Source organism: Blastococcus sp. LR1 (assembly GCF_020166105.1).
Classification (GTDB): Bacteria; Actinomycetota; Actinomycetes; order Mycobacteriales; family Geodermatophilaceae; genus Blastococcus.
This window is the reverse complement of sequence record NZ_JAIUJY010000004.1, coordinates 370,281-389,825: the sequence shown is the minus strand read 5'-3', so window position 1 is coordinate 389,825 and position 19,545 is coordinate 370,281. Positions and strand designations below refer to the sequence as shown.

The following is a 19,545-nucleotide window of genomic DNA, read 5'->3' as shown; positions in this document are numbered from 1 at the left end:
GTCTCGGGGTTCGGGAGGAACAGGGAGGCGCTCATCCGGCCGTCACCGCCAGCAGCGCTCCGGCGATCATTACGGCGCCGCCGAGCATGCCGAGGGCGTAGCTGCGCACGAAGCCGTTCTGCGCGCGGCCCAGACGCGACGACGAGCCGCCGAGTCCGGCGGCCAGGCCGTTGACCGCGCCGTCGACGCCGCGGTTGTCGAACCAGACCAGCGCGCGGGTGAGCCACTGCCCAGGGCGCATGAACAGCGACTCGTTGATGGTGTCGGCGTAGAGCGCGTTGCGGGCGGCCCGGGTCACCGGCGAGACCCGCACCGGCGCGGTGACCGGGACCTCGCGGCGTCCGACGAACAGCCAGGCGGCGAGCACGCCCAGCGCCATCACCGCGGTCACGACCACGCCGACCACCGCCGGGGCGACGACGTGCGCCGCCTCCTCCGGCTCGCCGAACACCGGCTCCAGCCAGCCCGACAGCGGGAACACCGACACCAGGAGCGCACCGGAGAAGACCGAGCCGACGGCCAGCACAACCATCGGGGCCGTCATCGTCGTCGGCGACTCGTGCGGGTGGACGCCGTCCTCCCACCGCGGGGTGCCGAAGAAGGTCATCAGCATCAGCCGGGTCATGTAGAACGCCGTCAGCCCCGCACCCAGCACGGCGACCCCGCCGAGGATCCAGCCCCAACCGTCACCGCGGTCCAGCGCGGCCTCGATGATCGCGTCCTTGGTGAAGTACCCGGACAGGAACGGGAAGCCGATCAGCGCGAGGTAGCCCAGCCCGAAGGTCACGAAGGTGACCGGCAGCTTCTTGGCCAGCCCGCCGAACCGGCGCATGTCCACTGAGTCGTTCATGGCATGCATGACCGAGCCGGCGCCGAGGAAGAGCCCGGCCTTGAAGAATCCGTGCGCGAGCAGGTGGGCCAGGCCCGCGACGTAGCCGGCGGGCCCGAGGCCGACGGCCAGGAACATGTAGCCGATCTGGCTGACCGTGGAGTAGGCCAGCACCTTCTTGATGTCGTCGTAGGCGCAGCCGGCGATGGCCCCGATGAGCAGGGTGACCGCGCCGACGGCCAGGACGACGGCGCGTGCGGTCGGCGTCTCGTCGTAGACCGGCGCCGAGCGGGCGATGAGGTAGACGCCGGCGGTCACCATCGTCGCGGCGTGGATGAGGGCGGAGACCGGCGTCGGCCCCTCCATCGCGTCGGGCAGCCACGCCTGCAGCGGGAACTGTCCGGACTTGCCGCAGGCACCGAGCAGCAGCAGGAGGCCCATCGCGGTGACCGTGCCGCCGGCGAGGGTGGCGACCCCGCCGTGCACGCCGGCGTAGGAGGTCGTCCCGAGCTGGGCGAACATGATGAAGATGGCGATGGCCAGGCCGACGTCGCCGACCCGGTTCATGATGAACGCCTTCTTCGCCGCGGTGGCCGCGGCCGGGCGGGTGTACCAGAAGGCGATCAGCAGGTAGGACGCCAGACCCACGCCCTCCCAGCCGACGTAGAGCGCGACGTAGCTGTTGCCGAGGACCAGCAGCAGCATCGCGGCGACGAAGAGGTTCAGGTAGGCGAAGAACCGGCGGCGCGCGGGGTCGTGCGCCATGTAGCCGATCGAGTAGACGTGGATCAGCGAGCCGACGCCGGTGATCAGCAGCGCGAAGACCGCCGACAGCGGGTCGTAGAGCAGCCCGGCGGTCACGTCGAGGTCGCCCGCGGAGATGAACGTGAACAGCTCGACGTCGGCCGCGCGTACCTCCAGCCCGGCGAGCTGCACCGTGCAGGCGACGGCGAGGACGAAGGCGGTGACGACCGTCGCCGTCCCCAGCAGGTGACCCCAGCGGTCGGTGCGGCGCCCGCCCAGCAGCAGGACGGCGGCGCCGGCGAGCGGCAGCGCGATCAGCAGCCAGGAGGCGGCGAGCAACCCTTCGGCAGGCACGGTGCCCATGTCCGCGAAACCCCGTCCCCGTCAGTACTTCAGCAGGTTGGCGTCGTCGACCGAGGCGGACCGACGGGTCCGGTAGATCGACATGATGATGGCCAGGCCGATGACCACCTCGGCCGCGGCGACGACCATGACGAAGAACGCCATGATCTGGCCGTCGATGGTGCCGGTGGACCGCGCGAAGGTGACCAGCGTCAGGTTCACCGAGTTGAGCATCAGCTCGATGCACATGAAGACGACGATGGCGTTGCGCCGGACCAGGACCCCGACGGCGCCGATCGTGAAGAGGATCGCGGCCAGCACCAGGTAGTAGCTGATGGTCACCGCTGCTCCCCGCTCTCCGTCGGGTCCAGCGTTCCCAGCGCGGCGTCCGGGCTGCCCAGCTGCTCGCGGCCGGTGGGACGGGGCATCTGCTGGACCTCCTGGGGTTCGACGCCGGTGGCCACCGTCTCCGCGAGCGTCCGGCCGTCGGGCAGCAGCGCGGGCGCGGCGACCGAGTTGGCCCGGGCGTAGACACCGGGGCCGGGGTAGGTCTGCGGCCGGTCGCCGGTGAGGAACCGCGCCCGGGAGAGGTCCTTCTGGCTCTGCCGGCTGCCCGGCTCGCGCTCGATGTGCGCGAGCACCATGGCGCCGACGGCCGCGGTGATGAGCAGCGCGCTGGTGACCTCGAAGGCGAGCAGGTAGTCGGTGAAGAGCACCTCGGCGATCGCCGGGATGTTGCCCTCGGCCTGGGCATCGCCGAGGCCGGCGACCGGCAGGTCCTCCGTGGCGCGGGCGATGCCGGCCCCGACCAGACCGGCGAAGCCGATGCCCAGCAGCGCCGCCGCGATCCGCTGGCCGCGCAGTGTCTCCACGACCGAGTCCGAGGAGTCGCGCCCGACCAGCATGAGCACGAAGAGGAAGAGGATCATGATCGCGCCGGTGTAGACGATGATCTGCACCGCGCCCAGGAACGGCGCGGACTGGACGACGTAGAAGACGCCCAGCGCCAGCATCGTGTTGACCAGCCAGAGCGCGGAGTGCACGGCGTTGCGGCTGAGCACCATGCCCAGCGCACCGGCCAGCGCGACCGGGCCGAGGATCCAGAAGACGACGGCCTCGCCGGTGCCGATGACGACGTCGGGATTCACGACCGGGCCTCCGGCGCCCGCAGGTAGTAGTCCTTCTCGTCCTCGCCCAGGCGCATGGCGTGCGGGGGCGCCTCCATGCCGGGCAGCAGCGGGGCCATGAGCTGTTCCTTGGTGTAGATCAGGCTGCGGCGGTCGTCGTCGGCCAGCTCGAAGTCGTTGCTCATGGTCAGCGAGCGGGTCGGGCAGGCCTCGATGCACAGCCCGCAGAAGATGCAGCGCAGATAGTTGATCTGGTAGACCGCGCCGTACCGCTCACCCGGGGAGAAGCGGGCGTCCTCGGTGTTGTCGCCGCCCTCGACGTAGATCGCGTCCGCCGGGCAGGCCCAGGCGCACAGCTCGCAGCCGACGCACTTCTCCAGCCCGTCGGGATGCCGGTTCAGCACGTGCCGCCCGTGGTAGCGCGGCTTGGTCACCTTGGGCTCGAACGGGTACTGCTCGGTGGTCACCGTGCGGAAGATCTGCGCGAAGGTGACGCCGAAGCCCTGGGCCGGCGCGGGGGTCACCGCATCGCGCAGCGCGGGCTTCGCCTCCTTCGCGGGTGCGCGCTCGATCTCAGACATCGCCGTCCTCCTCGATCGTGGCGGTACCGCGGCGGCCGGTGCCGACCACGCCTGTGCCGGGTTCGGTCGTCCCGGCTCCGGAGCCCTCCCGGCGGAGCCGGGGCGAGGGCGGCACCTTCAGGTCCATCGGTGGCACCGGGAAACCGCCCTCGGCGCGGCTGGGACCACCGGTCGGCCGGCGGCGCGCCCCGGCCGGCGGGAGCACCTCCGGCTCGGGGTCGTTGGCGTGCACCGCGCCGGCCGAGGCCTGCTCGGCCATCACCCGGGTGTCGCTGTTCGCCGACCGGCTGGCCAGCAGCAACCCGACCAGCACCAGGACCGCCACCGGGACGCCCACGAAGAGCGCCACCTGACCGGTGGAGAGGTCGGCCTCGCGGGAGACGGTGCGCATGGTGGCGACGACGAGGATCCAGACCAGCGCCGTCGGCACCAGCACCTTCCACCCGAAGCGCATGAACTGGTCGTAGCGCAGCCGGGGCAGCGTGCCGCGCAGCCAGATGAAGACGAACAGCGCGGCGACGACCTTGAGGAAGAACCAGAGCAGCGGCCACCAGCCGGTGTTCGCGCCGTCCCAGATCGAGATCGGCCAGGGCGCTCGCCAGCCACCGAGGAAGAGCGTCGCGGCCAGCGCGGAGACGGTGACCATGTTGATGTACTCGGCCAGGAAGAACAGCGCGAACTTCAGCGACGAGTACTCGGTGTGGAAGCCGCCGACCAGCTCGCTCTCCGCCTCGGGCAGGTCGAACGGGGCCCGGTTGGTCTCCCCGACGACGGCGATGACGTAGATGACGAAGGAGACCGGCAGCAGCACGGCGAACCAGCTGGGGCCGGTGAACTCGAAGCCGAAGAAGTCCAGCCGGTTGCCGTCGGCCTGCGCGGCGACGATCTCCGAGGTGGACATCGATCCGGCGTAGAGGAAGACCGCGACGATCGACAGGCCCATGGCGATCTCGTAGCTGACCATCTGGGCGGCGCTGCGCAGGCTGCCCAGCAGCGGATAGGTCGAGCCGGACGCCCAGCCGGCCAGCACGATCCCGTAGACGCCCATGGCGGAGCAGGCGAGGACGACCAGCACGCCGATGGGGGCGTCGGTGAGCTGGAGCGGGGTGCGCTCGCCGAAGATGCTGACCGTCGGGCCCAGCGGGATGACCGAGAAGGCCAGGAACGCCGGGATCGCGGCGATGATCGGCGCCAGGAAGTAGACCGGCTTGTCCGCCAGCGCCGGCATGATGTCTTCCTTGAACGCCAGCTTCAGGCCGTCGGCGAGGCTCTGCAGGTAGCCGCGGGGGCCGACCCGGTTGGGGCCGATCCGCTGCTGCATGCGGGCGACGACCTTGCGCTCGAAGACGATCGCGAACAGCGTCATCAGTACCAGGACGCCGAAGATGCCGACGACCTTGATCAGCACGATCCACCAGACGTCGTTCCCGAAGTCCTCCAGCGTCGGCTGGTCCGGCGCGGCCCACAGGTTCATCGCGCGCCTCCCGCGAGGTCGGCGGAGACGGGGTCGGCGGAGACGGGGGCGGTGGTGCGGGCCAGCCGCACGATGCCGCCGGGCCCGGTGCCCAGATCGGTCCGGAGCTCGCTGCCGGGCGACCGCATCGGCAGCCACACCACCTGTTCGGGCATGGCCGTGATCAGCACCGGCAGGCTGATCGATCCGGTGGCGCCGCTGACGGTGATCCGGTCGCCGTCGACCAGTCCGAGGCGCTCCGCGGTCTGCGCCCCGACGCGGGCGAGGGGGCGGCGGGCGGTCCCGGCGAGCTCTGGCTCGTCGCGCTGCAGGGTGCCGACGTCCAGCAGCTGCCGCCAGGAGGCGAGCAGCGCCTCGTCGTCACGCAGGACGGGTGCCGCGGGCGCCGGGACGTCGGGGCGGTCGTCCGCCGTCCCGGACCTCCTGCTGCCCAGCGCGGCCAGCGCCGCGCGCGCCGCCGCGGGGGTCGGGAGCCGGAGGTCCACGTCACCACCGGTCAGCTCGGCCATGGCGTCACAGAGACCGTGCAGCACCCGCCCGTCGCTCAGCCGCCCGGTGTCGTGCAGCGTGGCGTCGAACGGCCGCAGCCGGCCCTCCCAGTCCAGGTAGGCGCCGGCCTTCTCCGACGCCGCCGCCACGGGCAGGACGACGTCCGCGCGCTCGGTCACCTCGCTGGGGAACATCTCCAGGCTGACGACGAAGGCGGCCGCGTCCAGTGCCGCGATCGCCAGCGCCGGGTCGGGCAGATCGGCGGGGTCGACGCCACCGACGAGGAGCCCGGGGAGCCGGCCGCTGCGGGCGGCGGTGAGGATGCCGGTGAGGTCGCGGCCGGGAGCATCCGGCACCGATGCGGGGTCGACGCCCCAGACGCCGGCGACCTCGGCGCGGGCCGTCGCGTCGGTGACCAGGCGGCCGCCGGGCAGCAGGTTCGGCAGGGCGCCGGCCTCGACCGCGCCCCGCTCGCCCGCGCGCCGCGGCACCCAGGCGACTCGCGCACCGGTGGCGCGGGCCAGTTCGAGGAGCGCGGTGAACGCACCGGGCACCTCGGCCAGCCGCTCGCCGGCCAGCAGCACGGCTCCGGGCTGCCGGAGCGCCTCGACCGCGGGACCGCCCCAGCTGCCGTCGGCGAGCGCCCGCAGCGAGCGGGCCTCCGCGCCGGGCAGCGTGGCGAGCACGGTGGCCTTCAGCTTCTCCGCCGCCCGGGTCGCGAACGGGGCGAGGTCGAAGACCGACAGCGACCCGGTGCGCACCGCCCGGCGCAGCCGCAGGAAGAGGATCGGCGACTCCTCCTCCGGCTCCAGGCCGGCGAGCAGCACCGCGGGGGCGGTGTTCAGGTCGTCGTAGGTGACCGCGCCGGTGGCGGGGCCGGTCCCGGCCACGGTCGCGGCGAGGAACGCCAGCTCCTCGGCGGAGTGCGCTCGCGCCCGGGCGTCGACGTCGTTGGTGCCCAGGGCGACGCGGGCGAAGGTGGCCCAGGCGTAGGCGTCCTCCATCGTCAGCCGGCCACCGGGGAGCACCCCGACGCCGCCGTCGTCCCGTGCCTGGCGGAGCCCGGCGGCCGCCGCCGCCCACGCCTCGGGCCAGGAGGCCGGGTGCAGCTCGCCGTCGGCGCCCCGCACCAGCGGGCCGGTGATCCGCTCGTTGGAGGTGGCGTAGCGGAAGGCGTAGCGGCCCTTGTCGCAGGTCCACTCCTCGTTGACCGCCGGGTCCTCGCCGGCCAGCCGCCGGGTGACCTTGCCGCGGCGGTAGTCGGTGCGCATCGAGCAGCCCGACGCGCAGTGCTCGCAGACGCTGGGCTCGCTGCGCAGGTCGAACGGCCGGGCGCGGAACCGGTACTGGGCGCTGGTGAGCGCGCCGACCGGGCAGATCTGGGTGGTGTTGCCGGAGAAGTAGGACTCGAAGGGCTCGTCCTCGTAGATCGCCACCTGCTGCAGCGCGCCGCGCTCGAACAACTCGATGAACGGGTCGCCGGCCACCTGCTCGGAGAAGCGGGTGCACCGGGCGCAGAGCACGCAGCGCTCGCGGTCCAGCAGGATCTCGGTGCTGATCGGCAGCGGCTTGGGATAGGTGCGCTTCTCGTCGGTGAACCGGCTCTCGGTGCGCCCGTTGCTCATCGCCTGGTTCTGCAGGGGGCACTCGCCGCCCTTGTCGCACACCGGGCAGTCGAGCGGGTGGTTGATCAGCAGCAGCTCCATCGTGCCCTGCTGCGCCTTGTCCGCGACCGGGCTGGAGAGCTGCGTGCGCACCGCCATCCCGTCGGTGACCGGCATCGTGCAGGAGGCCACCGGCTTGCGCTGGCCCTCCACCTCGACCAGGCACTGCCGGCAGGCGCCGACCGGCTCGAGCAGCGGGTGGTCGCAGAACCGCGGGATCTGGACGCCGATCTGCTCGGCCGCCCGGATGATCAGCGTCCCCTTGGGCACGGCGACGTCGAAGCCGTCGATCGTGCAGTGGACGGCGTCGGCCGGGGTGTGCGGCCCGGGGGTGCCCGGGGGCACGGCCGGCGCCGGCGTCGGGTTGGTCAGTGTCACGACGCAGCTCCCACGGGCTCGAGTCGGAGGCTGCGACCCAGGCGGGCCTGCTCCTCGGGCGGCAGCAGGGCGACGTAGTCGTCCTTGAAGTACTTCAGCGAGCTGGAGATGCAGCTGGTGGCGCCGTCACCGAGGGCGCAGAACGACCGGCCGAGGATGTTGTCGCAGGTGTCGACCAGCAGGTCGAGGTCCTGCGCGGTGCCCTGCCCGTCGACGATGCGCTGCAGCACCTGGACCAGCCAGTAGGTGCCCTCGCGGCACGGAGTGCACTTGCCGCAGCTCTCGTGCGCGTAGAACTGGGTGAACCGCAGGGTCGCCTCGACGATCGAGTCGGTCTCGTCGAACACCATCAGCGCGGTGGTGCCGAGCATCGAGCCGGCCGCCGCGACCGAGTCGAAGTCCAGCGGGACGTCGAGGTGCTCGGCGGTGAAGTACGGCGTCGACGATCCACCCGGCGTCCAGAACTTCAGCTCGTGCCCGGGCCGCACGCCGCCGGCCATCTCCAGCAGCTCGCGCATCGTCGTCCCCATGGGGGCCTCGTACTGGCCCGGGCGGACGACGCGGCCGGAGATCGAGTAGATCTTCGGGCCGGGCGACTTCTCCGGGCCCATGGCCTTGAACCACGCAGGCCCGCCGCGGACGACGAACGGCACGCTGGCCAGCGTCTCGACGTTGTTGATGACCGTGGGCGAGCCGTAGAGGCCGGCGACGGCGGGGAACGGCGGCTTGAGCCGCGGCTGACCCCGGTAGCCCTCCAGCGACTCCAGCAGCGCCGTCTCCTCGCCGCAGATGTAGGCGCCGGCGCCGGCGTGCACGACCAGCTCCAGGTCGTAGCCCGTGCCGAGGATGTCGGTGCCGAGGTAGCCGGCGGCGTAGGCCTCCTCGACCGCGGCCATCAGCCGGCGGTGGGCGTGCACGGCCTCGCCGCGCACGTAGATGGCGGCGAACTTCGAGCGGATCGCGTACGCGGAGATGATCACGCCCTCGATCAGCGAGTGCGGATCGGCCATCATCAGCGGGAGGTCCTTGCAGGTGCCGGGCTCCCCCTCGTCGGCGTTGACCACGAGGTACTTCGGCAGCGCCGCCGGGCCGGTGGGCTCCTCCCCCGGCTTGGGCTGCGGGATGAAGCTCCACTTCATGCCGGTCGGGAAGCCGGCGCCACCGCGGCCGCGCAGTCCCGAGTCCTTGACCATCGTGACCAGCTCGTCGGGGGCCATCGACAGCGCGGTGCGCAGGGCGGCGTAGCCGTCCATCGACTCGTAGGTCGACAGCCGCCACGACTGGTCGGCGCCCCAGCGGTAGGTGAGGACGGGGCTCAGCGGCATGTCAGGCCTCCCTCTGCGGACCCTGGCCGGACGTTCCCGGCTCGGAGCCCGCGGGCGTGTCGGTGCCGTCGTCGGAGTCGGCGAGCGACCGGCCGGACGGTTCGGGTGCGTCGGGGTGGGAGCCGGCCGCGCCGGCCTTCTCCGCGGGGGTGTCCGCGGCGGCGACGCGGGCGTCGGCGGCCTCCTTGCCCGGGGTCTCGCCGGTGTCCCCGGAGGGCCGGACGGTGTCCCGCGGCTCGCCGGCATCGGCCGGCTGGTCCTCCGGACCCGTCGTCATGGCGGGCGCGGACTCGCCGCGCTCCTCGGCAAGCCGCAGGCCGATGAGCGTGGGCTCGTAGTTGCCCGGGGCGTCGACGGCCGCGCGCGGGTCCTCGTACTGGTTGAAGCCGGCGAGCTGCCGGGAGACGCCGCGGAAGTCGGTCAGCGGAGCGCCGCGGGTGGGGTGCGGCTTCTCGCCGCGGCGCAGGGCCGCCACCAGTTCGCGGGCGCTCTCGACGTCCTGCTGGTCGTAGAACTCGTAGTCGACGGTGACCACCGGCGCGTAGTCGCACGCGGCCAGGCACTCGGCGTGCTCGAGGGTGATCGACCCGTCGGCCGCCGTCTCGTCGTGGTGGACGCCGAGGTCGGCGGAGAGCGCGTCCATGATCCGCTGACCGCCGAGCACGGAGCACAGCGTGTTCGTGCAGACGCTCACGATGTGCCGGCCGGTCGGACGGCGCTTGTACATCGTGTAGAACGTCGCGACCGCGCCGACCTCGGCCTTGGTGAGACCGAGCTCCTCGGCGCAGAGCGCGACGCCCTCGGGGCTGACGTAGCCCTGGTAGCTCTGCACCAGGTGCAGCATCGGCAGCAGCGCCGACCGGGGCACCGGGTAGCGGGCGATGATCTCCCGCGCCTCGAGCCGGGTCTGCTCGGTCAGCGGCGGCAGGTCGGCCGGGGCGGGCAGCACGGGGCTGTCGTCCAGCCCCGTGGTCAGCGCGCCCTCGATCGAGCCGGGAAGTGCACTCACCTGTCGACTCCTCCCATGACGGGGTCGATCGATGCGATGGCCGCGATGACGTCGGCGATCATGCCGCCCTCGCTCATCGCCGCCGTGGCCTGCAGGTTCACGAAGCTGGGGTCGCGCACGTGGACCCGCCACGGACGGGTGCTCCCGTCGCTGACCACGTGGTAGCCGAGCTCGCCGCGGGGCGACTCGATCGGCACGTAGACCTGACCGGCCGGCACCCGGAAGCCCTCGGTGACCAGCTTGAAGTGGTGGATCAGGGCCTCCATCGACTGGCCCATGATGTGCGCGACGTGCTCGTGGGAGTTACCCATGCCGTCGGGGCCGAGGGAGAGCTGCGCCGGCCAGGCGATCTTGCGGTCCTCCACCATCACCGGGCCGGGCTCGAGCCGGTCCAGCGCCTGCTCGATGATCTTCAGCGACTCGTTCACCTCGGACATCCGCACCAGGTAGCGACCCCAGGCGTCGCTGGTGTCGGCGGTCGGCACCTCGAAGTCGTAGGTCTCGTAGCCGAGGTAGGGCTCGACCTTGCGCAGGTCCCAGGGCAGCCCGGCGGCCCGGAGGATCGGGCCCGTGATGCCGAGGGCGAGGCAGCCGGTCACGTCGAGGTACCCGACGTCCTTGAGCCGGCGCTGCCAGATCGGCTGGCCGGTGAGCAGCCGGTGGAAGTCGGCCACCCGCTTCGGCATCTCCTTCAGGAACTCGCGGATGTGCTCGACGGACCCCTCGGGGAGGTCCTGGGCCAGGCCGCCGGGGCGGATGTAGGCGTGGTTCATCCGCAGGCCGGTGATCTCCTCGAGCAGGTCGAGGACCATCTCCCGCTCGCGGAAGCCGTTGGTCATGCCGGTGAGGGCACCCATCTCCATGCCGAAGGTGGCCAGGGCGACCAGGTGCGAGGCGATCCGGTTGAGCTCCATGACCAGCACGCGGATCGTGGCGGCGCGCTGCGGGATCTCGATGCCGAGCAGCTTCTCGACCGCCATGCAGTAGCCGGCCTCGTTGAACAGCGGGGCCAGGTAGTCCATGCGGGTCACGAAGGTCGTGCCCTGCACCCAGTTGCGGTACTCGGTGTTCTTCTCGATGCCGGTGTGCAGGTAGCCGATGACCACCCGGGCCTTGGTCACCGTCTCGCCCTCGAGGTCGAGGACGAGCCGCAGGACGCCGTGGGTCGACGGGTGCTGCGGGCCCATGTTGACGACGAGCCGCTCGTTCTCGTGCGGATCGGCGCCGAGCGTGGCGTCCCAGTCCCCGCCGGTGACGGTGTAGACCCGCCCCTCGGTGGTCTCCCGGGAGCCGGCGTAGGGGTCCTGAGTGGTCGTCATCGGTACGCCCTCCTCGTGTCGGGCGGAGGGATGGTCGCGTCGTGGTACTCGACCGGGATCCCGCCGAGGGGGTAGTCCTTGCGCTGCGGGAAGCCGTCCCAGTCGTCCGGCATGAGGATCCGCGTGAGGCCCGGGTGGCCGTCGAAGACGATCCCGAACATGTCGAAGGTCTCCCGCTCGTGCCAGTCCGCCGTCGGGTAGGTCGTCGTGACCGAGGGGACGTGCGGGTCCTCGGCGGTGACGGCGACCTCGAGCCGGATGCGGCGGCGGTAGGTCATCGACGTCAGGTGGTAGACGACGTGCAGCCGCGGCCGCCCCGGGTCGACGGCGGGGCCGCCGCTGTCCAGGTAGTCGACGGCCGACAGGCTGGACAGCAGCTCGAAGCGCAGCGCCTCGTCGTCGCGCAGCGCCTGCACGAGGGCGAGCAGGTGCTCGCGGGCGACGAAGTAGGTGATCTCGCCGCGGTCGACCAGGACCCGCTGGACGGCGGCGTCGTAGGTGGCCTGCCCGACGGCCTCGATCAGCGCGTCGGTGACCTCGTCGAACCATCCGCCGTAGGGGCGCTCGGTGGAGTGCAGCGCGACCGCGCCACCGGGCTCGACGCGGACCAGCCCGCCGAACCCGGAGGTGTCACCGCTGCCGCTGACGCCGAACGCGCCCTTCCGGAAGCCGCCGCCGGACGCTGTCGCGTCGTCGTAGCCGGCCTCCTCGCGGCCGGGGACGACGTTCGATCCGCCGTCGTTGCTCATCGGCGCTCCTCCGGCAGGAGGACGGCGTTGCCGCCGCGCTGCTCGGCGGCGAACTGGCCGGTGCGGCCCTGCGCGGCCGCCTCCTCGTAGGCCCGGCGGAGGTCCTTGTTCGCGCGCACCGTCGAGGGCATCTCGACCATCAGGTCCTTGGCGGTGCCCTCCTGCCGCTGCCGCTCGAGCTGCTTCTCGCGCTTGGCGCCGAGGGGCTCGTGCTGGATCTTGTGGTGCAGCTTGAGGATCGCGTCCATCAGCATCTCCGGCCGCGGCGGGCAGCCGGGCAGGTACATGTCCACCGGGACGATGTGGTCGACGCCCTGGACGACGGCGTAGTTGTTGAACATGCCGCCGGAGCTGGCGCAGACGCCCATCGCGAGCACCCAGCGCGGCTCGGGCATCTGGTCGTAGATCTGCCGCAGGACCGGTGCCATCTTCTGGCTCACCCGGCCGGCGACGATCATGAGGTCGGCCTGGCGCGGCGAGGCCCGGAAGACCTCCATGCCGAAGCGGGCCAGGTCGTACCGGCCGGCGCCCGAGGCCATCATCTCGATCGCGCAGCAGGCCAGCCCGAACGTGGCCGGCCAGAGCGAGGACTTCCGCGTCCAGTTGACCAGCTTCTCCACGCTGGTCAACAGCACGCCGCTGGGCAGCTTCTCCTCGAGACCCATCGTCAGACTCCCGTCAGTCCCACTCGAGCCCGCCGCGGCGCCACACGTACGCGTAGGCGATGAACACGGTGGCGATGAAGACCGTCATCTCGACCAGGCCGAAGACGCCGAGCGCCTCGTTGTGCACGGCCCACGGGTAGAGGAAGACGATCTCGATGTCGAAGACGATGAACAACATCGCCGTCAGGTAGTACTTGACCGGGAAGCGCCCGCCGGTGAGCGGCTGGTCGACCGGCTCGATGCCGCACTCGTAGGGCTCGAGCTTGGCCCGGTTGTAGCGGCGCGGACCGATGTAGGGCGCCGCCGCGACCGAGAACACCGCGAACGCGGCAGCCAGGACGAAGAGCCCGACGATCGGGACGTAGGTCGAGAGCATCAGCAGCACCCTAGGGTGAGTTCGGTCACGTCCGGGTCACGATGAGGACACGGAGAGTCCCTGCCGTATCGATTCGTGACCCCGCACCCCGCCGCCATGGCTCAGGCCGCCGGGGTGAGTCGGAGGAGGACGGCCAGCGCGCGGTCCACCGCGTCGCCGTCCCGCCCGTCGGTCAGGTTGCCCATCAGCCGCAGCGCGCCGTCGACGAGCCTGGGACGGCGCAGCCCCCGGGCCATGGCGAGGTTGACGACGCCCGGCCGGGCCAGCAGCGCCAGGAAGCCCATGCCGAGGCGGTGGTGGCGGCCGACGTCGTCGCGCAGCCGCTCGGGGTACCGCTGGAGCGCCGCCTCCCGCGCATCGGCCGTCGGAGCCACCAGGGCCTCGATCGCGGCCTCGGCCGCCATCCGCCCGCTCTCCAGGGCGTAGCTGATGCCCTCGCCGTTGCACGGGTTGACGGTCCCGGCGCTGTCTCCGGCCAGCAGCAGCCCGCGGGTGCAGGCCGGGCCCCGGCTCAGCGCCATCGGCAGCCCGGCGCCGCGCAGCGGGGTGACGGCGTCGGACTCGCGGAGGCCGTCCTCGTCGGGGAAGAGGTCGAGCCAGCGGCGCAGGATCATCTTGCGGTCGGCGCCGGTGCCGCGACGGGTGTCGAGCAGCCCGTAGCCGACGTTGGCCGTGCCGTCGCCCATCCCGAAGATCCAGCCGTACCCGGGCATGGAGTCCCGACTCGGCCCCTGGACGGTCAGGTCGAAGGCGATGTCGAGGTAGTCGTCGTGGGTGCGGCGGCTGCGCACGTACCGGCGCAGTGCGACGCCGAGCGGCCGGTCGGTGCGGCGCAGCAGACCGAGGCTCTTGGCCAGCCGACCGGAGAGCCCCTCGGCCGAGATGACCAGCGGAGCGCGCCAGGTGACCGGCTCCCGGTCCTCCCCCAGCTCCGCGCGGACGCCGGTCACGCGGCCGTCGTCGTCCAGCAGCGGCTCGGTGACCGTGGTGCTGGTGACCAGCCGGGCGCCCGCGGCGACCGCGTGGTCGGCCAGCAGCGCGTCCATCTCCTTGCGGGTGCGCACCAGGCCGTGGTCGGGCCAGGAGTCCAGCCGCGGCCAGTCGACCTCGGCGACCCGGCCACCGCCGTGCACCCGCAGCCCGCGGCGGCGCACCCAGCCCGGGGCAGTGGTGTCGACGTCCATGTCGAGCAGCGCCTTGACCCCGCGCGGGGTCAGCCCGTCGCCGCAGACCTTCTCGCGGGGGAACTCGGCCTTCTCCAGCACGGCGACGTCCACGCCACTGCGCGCCAGGTGCCAGGCAGCGCTCGACCCGGCGGGCCCAGCGCCGACCACGACGACGTCGGCAGAGTGATTTCGGGCGGAGTCGTGCTCGGCTGCGTGCGCCATCGCTGCCACCCCCGGTTCCGTCGTCGAGCCCGGCGGCACCTTGTGAAAAGGTTCACAAAGTGCTCGGTCCCGAGTCTAGGCCCCGGTGTGATCTAGCTGACAACACCCCTGGCCGAGGAGTGTCGATCCGTCCGGCTCACGGCGTGCCGGATGGTCAGAGCTTGCGGCCACGGTGCAGCGCGACGATGCCGCCGGTGAGGTTGGACCAGGCGACGTCGGCCCAGCCGGCTTCCTGCAGCCGCGAGGCGAGCGCCGGCTGGTCGGGCCAGGCGCGGATCGACTCGGCGAGGTAGACGTAGGCCTCCGGGTTGCTGCTCACCGCGCGGGCGATCCGGGGCAGCGCCTTCATCAGGTACTCGGTGTAGACCGTGCGGAACGGCGACCAGGTCGGGCTGGAGAACTCGCAGACCACCAGCGTGCCACCGGGCTTGGTGACGCGGTGGAACTCCCGCAGCGCGGCGTCGGTATCGGCGACGTTCCGCAGGCCGAAGGAGATGACGACGCCGTCGACGCTCTCGTCGGCCAGCGGCAGCGCCATGGCATCACCGGCGACCTTGGGCACCGGACGGGCCGCACCTGCGCGCAGCATCCCCTGGGAGAAGTCGCAGGCGATCGCCGTCACGCCGCCGGCGGTCAGCTCGACCGTGGAGACCGCGGTACCGGCCGCGACGTCGAGCACCGTCTGGCCCGGACAGGCGCCCAGCGCCTCCCGGGTGGCCCGCCGCCAGGAGGCGTCCAGGCCGCCGGAGAGCACCGTGTTGGTGACGTCGTAGCGCTTCGCGACCCGGTCGAACATGGCCGCGACCTCGGCCGGCTTCTTGTCCAGATCGGCCCGCGAGCCGGCGGTGTGCTGGGTCTCTCGCCGGTCTACCACGGCATCGACGCTACAAGGCCTCCTACTCTGGGCTCGTGACCGTGGCCGCCCCGACCTCTCCGGCAGCGGCGTCGCGCACCGTCACCACGGTCCGGTCCGACGCCGTCGGCGACCTGCTCGACCTCCTCCCGGCCTCCGGGGGGCTCTCCTGGGTGCGCCGCGGCGAGGGCCTGGTCGGCTGGGGTGAAGCCGCCCGGCTCGAGGTCAGCGGCCCCTCCGCACTGGCGCAGGCGGCCGCCTGGTGGGACGAGTTCACCACCGGTCTCGACGTCGACGACGAGCTCGGCATCCCCGGCTCGGGCCCGGTCCTCTTCGGCAGCATCGCCTTCGACCCGACTGCCGGGACGTCGGTCTTCGTCGTTCCCGAGGTCGTGGTCGGACGGCGCGACGGCGTCGGCTGGATCACTGCCGTCGGCACCGCTCCGACGCTCCCCGCTCCCCTCCCCCTGCCCGACGCCCCGCCGCTCCGCCTCCGGTACGCCGACGGCGCGCTGGACCCGGCCAGCTGGTGCGCCGCCGTCGCCGAAGCCGTCCAGCGGATCGACGCCGGTGAGCTGGCCAAGGTCGTGCTCGCCCGCGATCTCTTCGTCTCCTCCGACGTCCCGCTCGAGCCGCGACGGATGCTGCTGCGGCTGGCCGCGCGCTTCCCCGACTGCTGGACCTTCGCCGTCGACGGGCTGCTCGGCGCCACCCCGGAGCTGCTGCTGCGCCGCACCGGCCGGCGGCTGTCCGCACGCGTGCTGGCCGGCACCGCTCCGCGCGGCGCGGGCGCCGAGGACGAGCGCCTGGCCCGCGAGCTGCTGGCCTCGCCCAAGGACCGCGCCGAGCACGCGCTCGCCGTCGACTCCCTCGTGCGCGCCCTGGAGCCGTACTGTGAGACCCTCGACTCCCCGATCGAGCCGCAGCTGCTCACGCTGGCGAACGTGCGGCACCTGGCCACCGACGTCGTGGGCCGGCAGGCCGAGCGCGGCCGCGCCGCCGGAGCGGGGCTGCTGGAGCTGGTGGGCGCCGTGCACCCGACCGCCGCCGTCTGCGGCACGCCCACTCCCGACGCCGCAGCGCTGATCGGTGAGCTGGAGGGCATGGACCGCGGCCGCTACGCAGGCCCCGTGGGCTGGCTGGACGCGACCGGCGACGGCGAGTTCGGGCTGGCGCTGCGCTGTGCGGAGCTCGTGGGCGACGACGGAGCGCGGCTGTTCGCCGGCTGCGGCATCGTCGCGGGCTCCGACCCGGCCGCGGAGCTCGCCGAGACGCAGTCGAAGTTCGCCGCGTTCCAGGCCGCTCTCGAGGGCTGACGCCCCGCGCGGATCAGCCGGCGTCGGCCAGCACGATCGGGGTGTGCACGGGCGGGGTGGCCCCGGCGGGTGCGGTGTCCCCCAGAGCGAATCCGGCGATCCCAGCCGCGAGCGCCACCGTTCCCGCCATCAGGCGGAACGAGGCCAGCACGTTCCGGGTCATCGTCGAACTCCTCTCACCGCTCCCGCCGGGGCGCGTCCCCCGTGCAAGAAGGACTCTGCACGGCGAACCGCAGGGCACCCGCTCGGTAACCGCAAGAGATCCGCAGGACGCCTCAGCCGAGCGCCCGCACCGCCGCGGCGCGCAGCTCGCCCGCCAGCGATGCCTCGGCACGCTGGTCGGTCCGGACGACGACGACCCGGGGGCCGCCCAGCGCGAGCGCGTCGGTGAGCTCCGCCGACGACGACGCCCGCGACGCCGCCCAGCCGAGCGACTCCGCCACGGCTACCAGGTCGCGGCCGTGCGGGGTGCCGAATACCCGCCGGTAGTCGGCGGCGTAGCGGTCCTGCCCCGGCTCGAGCTGGGCGAAGATCCCCCCGCCGTCGTTGTCCGGGACGACGACGGTCAGGTCGGGCCGCCGCTCCCCCTCGCCGAGCAGCATGCCGGTGAGGTCGTGCAGGAACGTCAGATCGCCCATCAGCGCGAACGCCGGGCCGCCGTGCACCAGCGCCGCCCCGACGGCGGTGGAGATCGTGCCGTCGATGCCGGCGACGCCGCGGTTGGCGAGCACGGTCACGTCGGCCCGCGGCACGGCCAGACGGTCGACGTCGCGCACCGGCGTGGAGGACCCGAGCACGAACAGGGCACCGGACGGCAGCGCGGCGACGACCTCGCGGGCCAGCCGGGCGGCGGTGAGCACGGGCGAGGCGTCGAGCGCCGCGTCGACGGCGGCTCCCACCCGCCCGGCGGCGGCGTGCCAGGACTCCGCCCACTCCGCGTCGACCTCGCCCTCGGCATGGACGAACAGCGGTGAGACCCGGGTGCTGGAGCGCACCGCGTCGGCCCAGCGGGGCGAGGCGCTGACCGTCTCGACGGTGACCGCCGGATCGGCCAGCAGCGCGTTGACCGGCCGGGAGAGCGTCGGGCGGCCGAGCACCAGCACGTGCTCCGGGCGGTGGTCGGCCAGCCAGTCGCGGGCACCGAGCAGCAGCACGCCGCCGCGGACCGCCCGCCCCCAGGCGCCGCTGCTGGGCTCCCCGACGACCGGCCAGGGGAATGCCTCGTCGAGACCGTCCACGACGACCTGCGCCGCGCCGTCGCCGGCCACGACCAGTGTCCGCGGCGGCAGCCGGTGCGCCGTGGCCGCGTAGCCGGGTGCACGTTGCGCCGCGGTCCAGGGGGCGCCGTCCGCCCGGCCGGTGAAGGGCGTGGCCAGGTCCGCACCGTCGTCGTCGGGCATCAGTGGCTCGCGCAGGGCCAGGTTCAGGTGCACCGGCCCGGGATCCCCGGAGAGCGCGCCCGAGGCGCTGGCCAGCGCCTTGGACACCAGCGAGCGCCAGTAGCGGTTCTGCGCCTCCTCGCGGCCGGCCTCCGGCACTCCGACGTCGACCGCCCAGCGCACCGCGCCGCCGTAGAGCCCGGCCTGCTCGATCGTCTGGTTCGCCCCGGTGGCCCGCAGCTCCGGCGGCCGGTCGGCGGTGAGCGCCAGCAGCGGCACTCCGCTCTCGTGCGCCTCGAGCACGGCGGCGTGCAGGTGCGCGGTCGCCGTCCCCGAGGTCGTCAGCACCGGCACCGGCCGCCCGGACGCCTTGGCCAGCCCGAGCGCCAGGAAGGACGCCGTCCGCTCGTCGATGCGCACGTGCAGCCGCAGCCGGCCGTCGCGCTCGGCGGCCGCGAGGGCCAGCGCGACGGGGGCCGAGCGGGAGCCGGGCGCCAGGACGGCGTCGGTCACGCCTCCGCGGACCAGTTCGTCGACCAGCACCCGCGCGAAGGCGGTGGAGGGGTTCACGCGGCGAGCACCTCGTCGATCCGGGCCCGCCAGCGGGCGGCGGTGCCGTCAGCGGCAGCCAGGACGGCCAGCCGGTCGGGCTCGGGGCGGGTCACCGGCAGGGCGCCGTCGACCGGCAGGAGCGGGGACGACGTCACGTCGCCGGTGAACAGCGCAACGGTGGCCAGCCCGCAGGCGAAGGGCAGTTCGGGCAGGGCGGCGGCCAGCGCCACCCCGGCGGCGATCCCCACCGAGCTCTCCAGCGCCGAGGAGACGACGCACGGCAGACCGTGCGCCTCGGCCACCCGCAGCGCGGCCCGCACCCCGCCCAGCGGCTGCACCTTGAGGACGACGACGTCGCCGGCCTCGCGCAGGTCCACCCGCAGCGGGTCGGCCGAGCGCCGTACCCCCTCGTCGACGGCGATCCGCACGTCGATCCGGCGGCGCAGCGCGGCCAGCTCGTCCAGGGTCGCGCACGGCTGCTCGACGTACTCCAGGCCGACCGCGGCGTCCAGCGACCGGATCCGCTCGACCGCGGTGTCGACGTCCCAGGCGGCGTTGGCGTCCACCCGGATCGCACCGGCGCGCCCGAGCGCGTCGCGCACCGCCTCGACCCGGGCCAGGTCGTCGGCAGCGGTCTGCCCGGGCTCGGCCACCTTCACCTTGGCGGTGCGGCAGCCCGAGGCGGCGACGATCGCGTGCGCGCGGCCGGCGTCGACCGCCGGCACCGTCACGTTCACCGGCACCGAGTCGCGCAGCGGCGCGGGCCAGCCGTCGACGGCGGCCTCGACCGCGGCGGCCCACCAGCGGCGGCTCTCGGCGGCGTCGTAGTCCCAGAACGGGGAGAACTCACCCCAGCCCGCCGGGCCGCGCACGAGCACGCCGTCGCGGACGTCGATGCCGCGGAAGCGGGTGCGCAGCGGCACCTCGTACACCGCCAGCTCGGTGATCCCCGCCGCCGACGCGGCGGTAGCGAGGGCGGTCACGGT

17 protein-coding genes and 1 pseudogene are annotated in these 19,545 nt (G+C 73.3%); 1 reads left to right on the top strand and 17 read right to left on the bottom strand.

The features are described from left to right. Positions 1 to 31: 31 nt before the first annotated feature. The 14 genes and pseudogenes from nuoL to LBW97_RS13755 all read right to left on the bottom strand — a co-directional run bounded on the left by nuoL (position 32) and on the right by LBW97_RS13755 (position 15,333). The gene (gene nuoL, locus LBW97_RS13820) at positions 32 to 1,936 is read right to left on the bottom strand and encodes an NADH-quinone oxidoreductase subunit L (protein WP_224499946.1); all 1,905 of its coding nucleotides are present in this window, start codon (positions 1,934 to 1,936) and stop codon (positions 32 to 34) included. 21 nt (positions 1,937 to 1,957) lie between these two features. Further along, entirely contained in the window at positions 1,958 to 2,257 is a 300-nt protein-coding gene (nuoK, locus tag LBW97_RS13815) for an NADH-quinone oxidoreductase subunit NuoK (protein WP_113811278.1), read from the bottom strand. Then, positions 2,254 to 3,063 (bottom strand): NADH-quinone oxidoreductase subunit J, encoded by an 810-nt coding sequence (locus LBW97_RS13810; RefSeq protein ID WP_224499945.1) that lies wholly within the window; start codon positions 3,061 to 3,063, stop codon positions 2,254 to 2,256. The genes nuoK and LBW97_RS13810 overlap by 4 nt, the downstream gene beginning before the upstream one ends. Further along, positions 3,060 to 3,623, bottom strand: coding sequence for an NADH-quinone oxidoreductase subunit NuoI (gene nuoI / locus LBW97_RS13805; RefSeq protein ID WP_224499944.1), 564 nt, complete (start codon positions 3,621 to 3,623; stop codon positions 3,060 to 3,062). Before nuoI ends, LBW97_RS13810 begins: the two co-directional genes overlap by 4 nt. Then, entirely contained in the window at positions 3,616 to 5,097 is a 1,482-nt protein-coding gene (gene nuoH, locus LBW97_RS13800) for an NADH-quinone oxidoreductase subunit NuoH (protein ID WP_224499943.1), read from the bottom strand. The genes nuoI and nuoH overlap by 8 nt, the downstream gene beginning before the upstream one ends. Next, positions 5,094 to 7,628, bottom strand: coding sequence for an NADH-quinone oxidoreductase subunit G (locus LBW97_RS13795; protein WP_224499942.1), 2,535 nt, complete (start codon positions 7,626 to 7,628; stop codon positions 5,094 to 5,096). Before LBW97_RS13795 ends, nuoH begins: the two co-directional genes overlap by 4 nt. Beyond that, entirely contained in the window at positions 7,625 to 8,953 is a 1,329-nt protein-coding gene (gene nuoF / locus LBW97_RS13790) for an NADH-quinone oxidoreductase subunit NuoF (RefSeq protein ID WP_224499941.1), read from the bottom strand. Before nuoF ends, LBW97_RS13795 begins: the two co-directional genes overlap by 4 nt. Before the next feature lies 1 nt (position 8,954). Next, positions 8,955 to 9,962, bottom strand: coding sequence for an NADH-quinone oxidoreductase subunit NuoE (gene nuoE, locus LBW97_RS13785; RefSeq protein ID WP_224499940.1), 1,008 nt, complete (start codon positions 9,960 to 9,962; stop codon positions 8,955 to 8,957). After that, positions 9,959 to 11,281: an NADH-quinone oxidoreductase subunit D gene (locus tag LBW97_RS13780; protein ID WP_224499939.1), complete on the bottom strand. Its 1,323-nt coding sequence runs from the start codon at positions 11,279 to 11,281 to the stop codon at positions 9,959 to 9,961. The genes nuoE and LBW97_RS13780 overlap by 4 nt, the downstream gene beginning before the upstream one ends. Beyond that, positions 11,278 to 12,030, bottom strand: a complete 753-nt coding sequence (locus tag LBW97_RS13775; protein ID WP_224499938.1) for an NADH-quinone oxidoreductase subunit C — start codon at positions 12,028 to 12,030, stop codon at positions 11,278 to 11,280. Before LBW97_RS13775 ends, LBW97_RS13780 begins: the two co-directional genes overlap by 4 nt. A gap of 113 nt (positions 12,031 to 12,143) precedes the next feature. Beyond that, positions 12,144 to 12,695 (bottom strand): annotated as a pseudogene (locus tag LBW97_RS13770) (NADH-quinone oxidoreductase subunit B family protein); the annotation flags it as partial. Positions 12,696 to 12,708: 13 nt separating this feature from the next. After that, a complete protein-coding gene (locus LBW97_RS13765) occupies positions 12,709 to 13,071 on the bottom strand; it encodes an NADH-quinone oxidoreductase subunit A (protein WP_224499937.1) in 363 nt (120 codons plus the stop codon). 101 nt (positions 13,072 to 13,172) lie between these two features. Continuing rightward, the gene (locus tag LBW97_RS13760) at positions 13,173 to 14,459 is read right to left on the bottom strand and encodes a geranylgeranyl reductase family protein (protein ID WP_224499936.1); all 1,287 of its coding nucleotides are present in this window, start codon (positions 14,457 to 14,459) and stop codon (positions 13,173 to 13,175) included. A gap of 154 nt (positions 14,460 to 14,613) precedes the next feature. Further along, entirely contained in the window at positions 14,614 to 15,333 is a 720-nt protein-coding gene (locus tag LBW97_RS13755; RefSeq protein ID WP_224499935.1) for a demethylmenaquinone methyltransferase, read from the bottom strand. A gap of 35 nt (positions 15,334 to 15,368) precedes the next feature. Here LBW97_RS13755 and LBW97_RS13750 point away from each other — a divergent pair, with 35 nt between their 5' ends. Next, a complete protein-coding gene (locus LBW97_RS13750; RefSeq protein ID WP_224499934.1) occupies positions 15,369 to 16,628 on the top strand; it encodes an isochorismate synthase MenF in 1,260 nt (419 codons plus the stop codon). Between the two features lie 13 nt (positions 16,629 to 16,641). Here the strand turns inward: LBW97_RS13750 and LBW97_RS13745 are convergent, their stop codons facing one another. From LBW97_RS13745 to LBW97_RS13735, 3 genes are all read right to left on the bottom strand, one after another. Continuing rightward, positions 16,642 to 16,791, bottom strand: coding sequence for a hypothetical protein (locus tag LBW97_RS13745; protein ID WP_224499933.1), 150 nt, complete (start codon positions 16,789 to 16,791; stop codon positions 16,642 to 16,644). A 112-nt stretch (positions 16,792 to 16,903) separates the two neighbouring features. After that, on the bottom strand, positions 16,904 to 18,577 hold the full coding sequence (gene menD / locus LBW97_RS13740; protein WP_224499932.1) for a 2-succinyl-5-enolpyruvyl-6-hydroxy-3-cyclohexene-1-carboxylic-acid synthase: 1,674 nt from the start codon (positions 18,575 to 18,577) through the stop codon (positions 16,904 to 16,906). Beyond that, on the bottom strand, positions 18,574 to 19,542 hold the full coding sequence (locus LBW97_RS13735; protein WP_224499931.1) for an o-succinylbenzoate synthase: 969 nt from the start codon (positions 19,540 to 19,542) through the stop codon (positions 18,574 to 18,576). The genes menD and LBW97_RS13735 overlap by 4 nt, the downstream gene beginning before the upstream one ends. Positions 19,543 to 19,545: the final 3 nt, after the last annotated feature.

Coding starts and splice junctions, on each gene's coding strand:
- nuoL (WP_224499946.1), bottom strand. CDS start 1,936: ATGGGCACCGTGCCTGCCGAAGGGTTGCTCGCCGCCTCCTGGCTGCTG.
- nuoF (WP_224499941.1), bottom strand. CDS start 8,953: ATGCCGCTGAGCCCCGTCCTCACCTACCGCTGGGGCGCCGACCAGTCG.
- LBW97_RS13775 (WP_224499938.1), bottom strand. CDS start 12,030: ATGAGCAACGACGGCGGATCGAACGTCGTCCCCGGCCGCGAGGAGGCC.
- LBW97_RS13765 (WP_224499937.1), bottom strand. CDS start 13,071: ATGCTCTCGACCTACGTCCCGATCGTCGGGCTCTTCGTCCTGGCTGCC.
- LBW97_RS13745 (WP_224499933.1), bottom strand. CDS start 16,791: ATGACCCGGAACGTGCTGGCCTCGTTCCGCCTGATGGCGGGAACGGTG.
- LBW97_RS13760 (WP_224499936.1), bottom strand. CDS start 14,459: ATGGCGCACGCAGCCGAGCACGACTCCGCCCGAAATCACTCTGCCGAC.
- LBW97_RS13780 (WP_224499939.1), bottom strand. CDS start 11,281: ATGACGACCACTCAGGACCCCTACGCCGGCTCCCGGGAGACCACCGAG.
- nuoH (WP_224499943.1), bottom strand. CDS start 5,097: ATGAACCTGTGGGCCGCGCCGGACCAGCCGACGCTGGAGGACTTCGGG.
- nuoI (WP_224499944.1), bottom strand. CDS start 3,623: ATGTCTGAGATCGAGCGCGCACCCGCGAAGGAGGCGAAGCCCGCGCTG.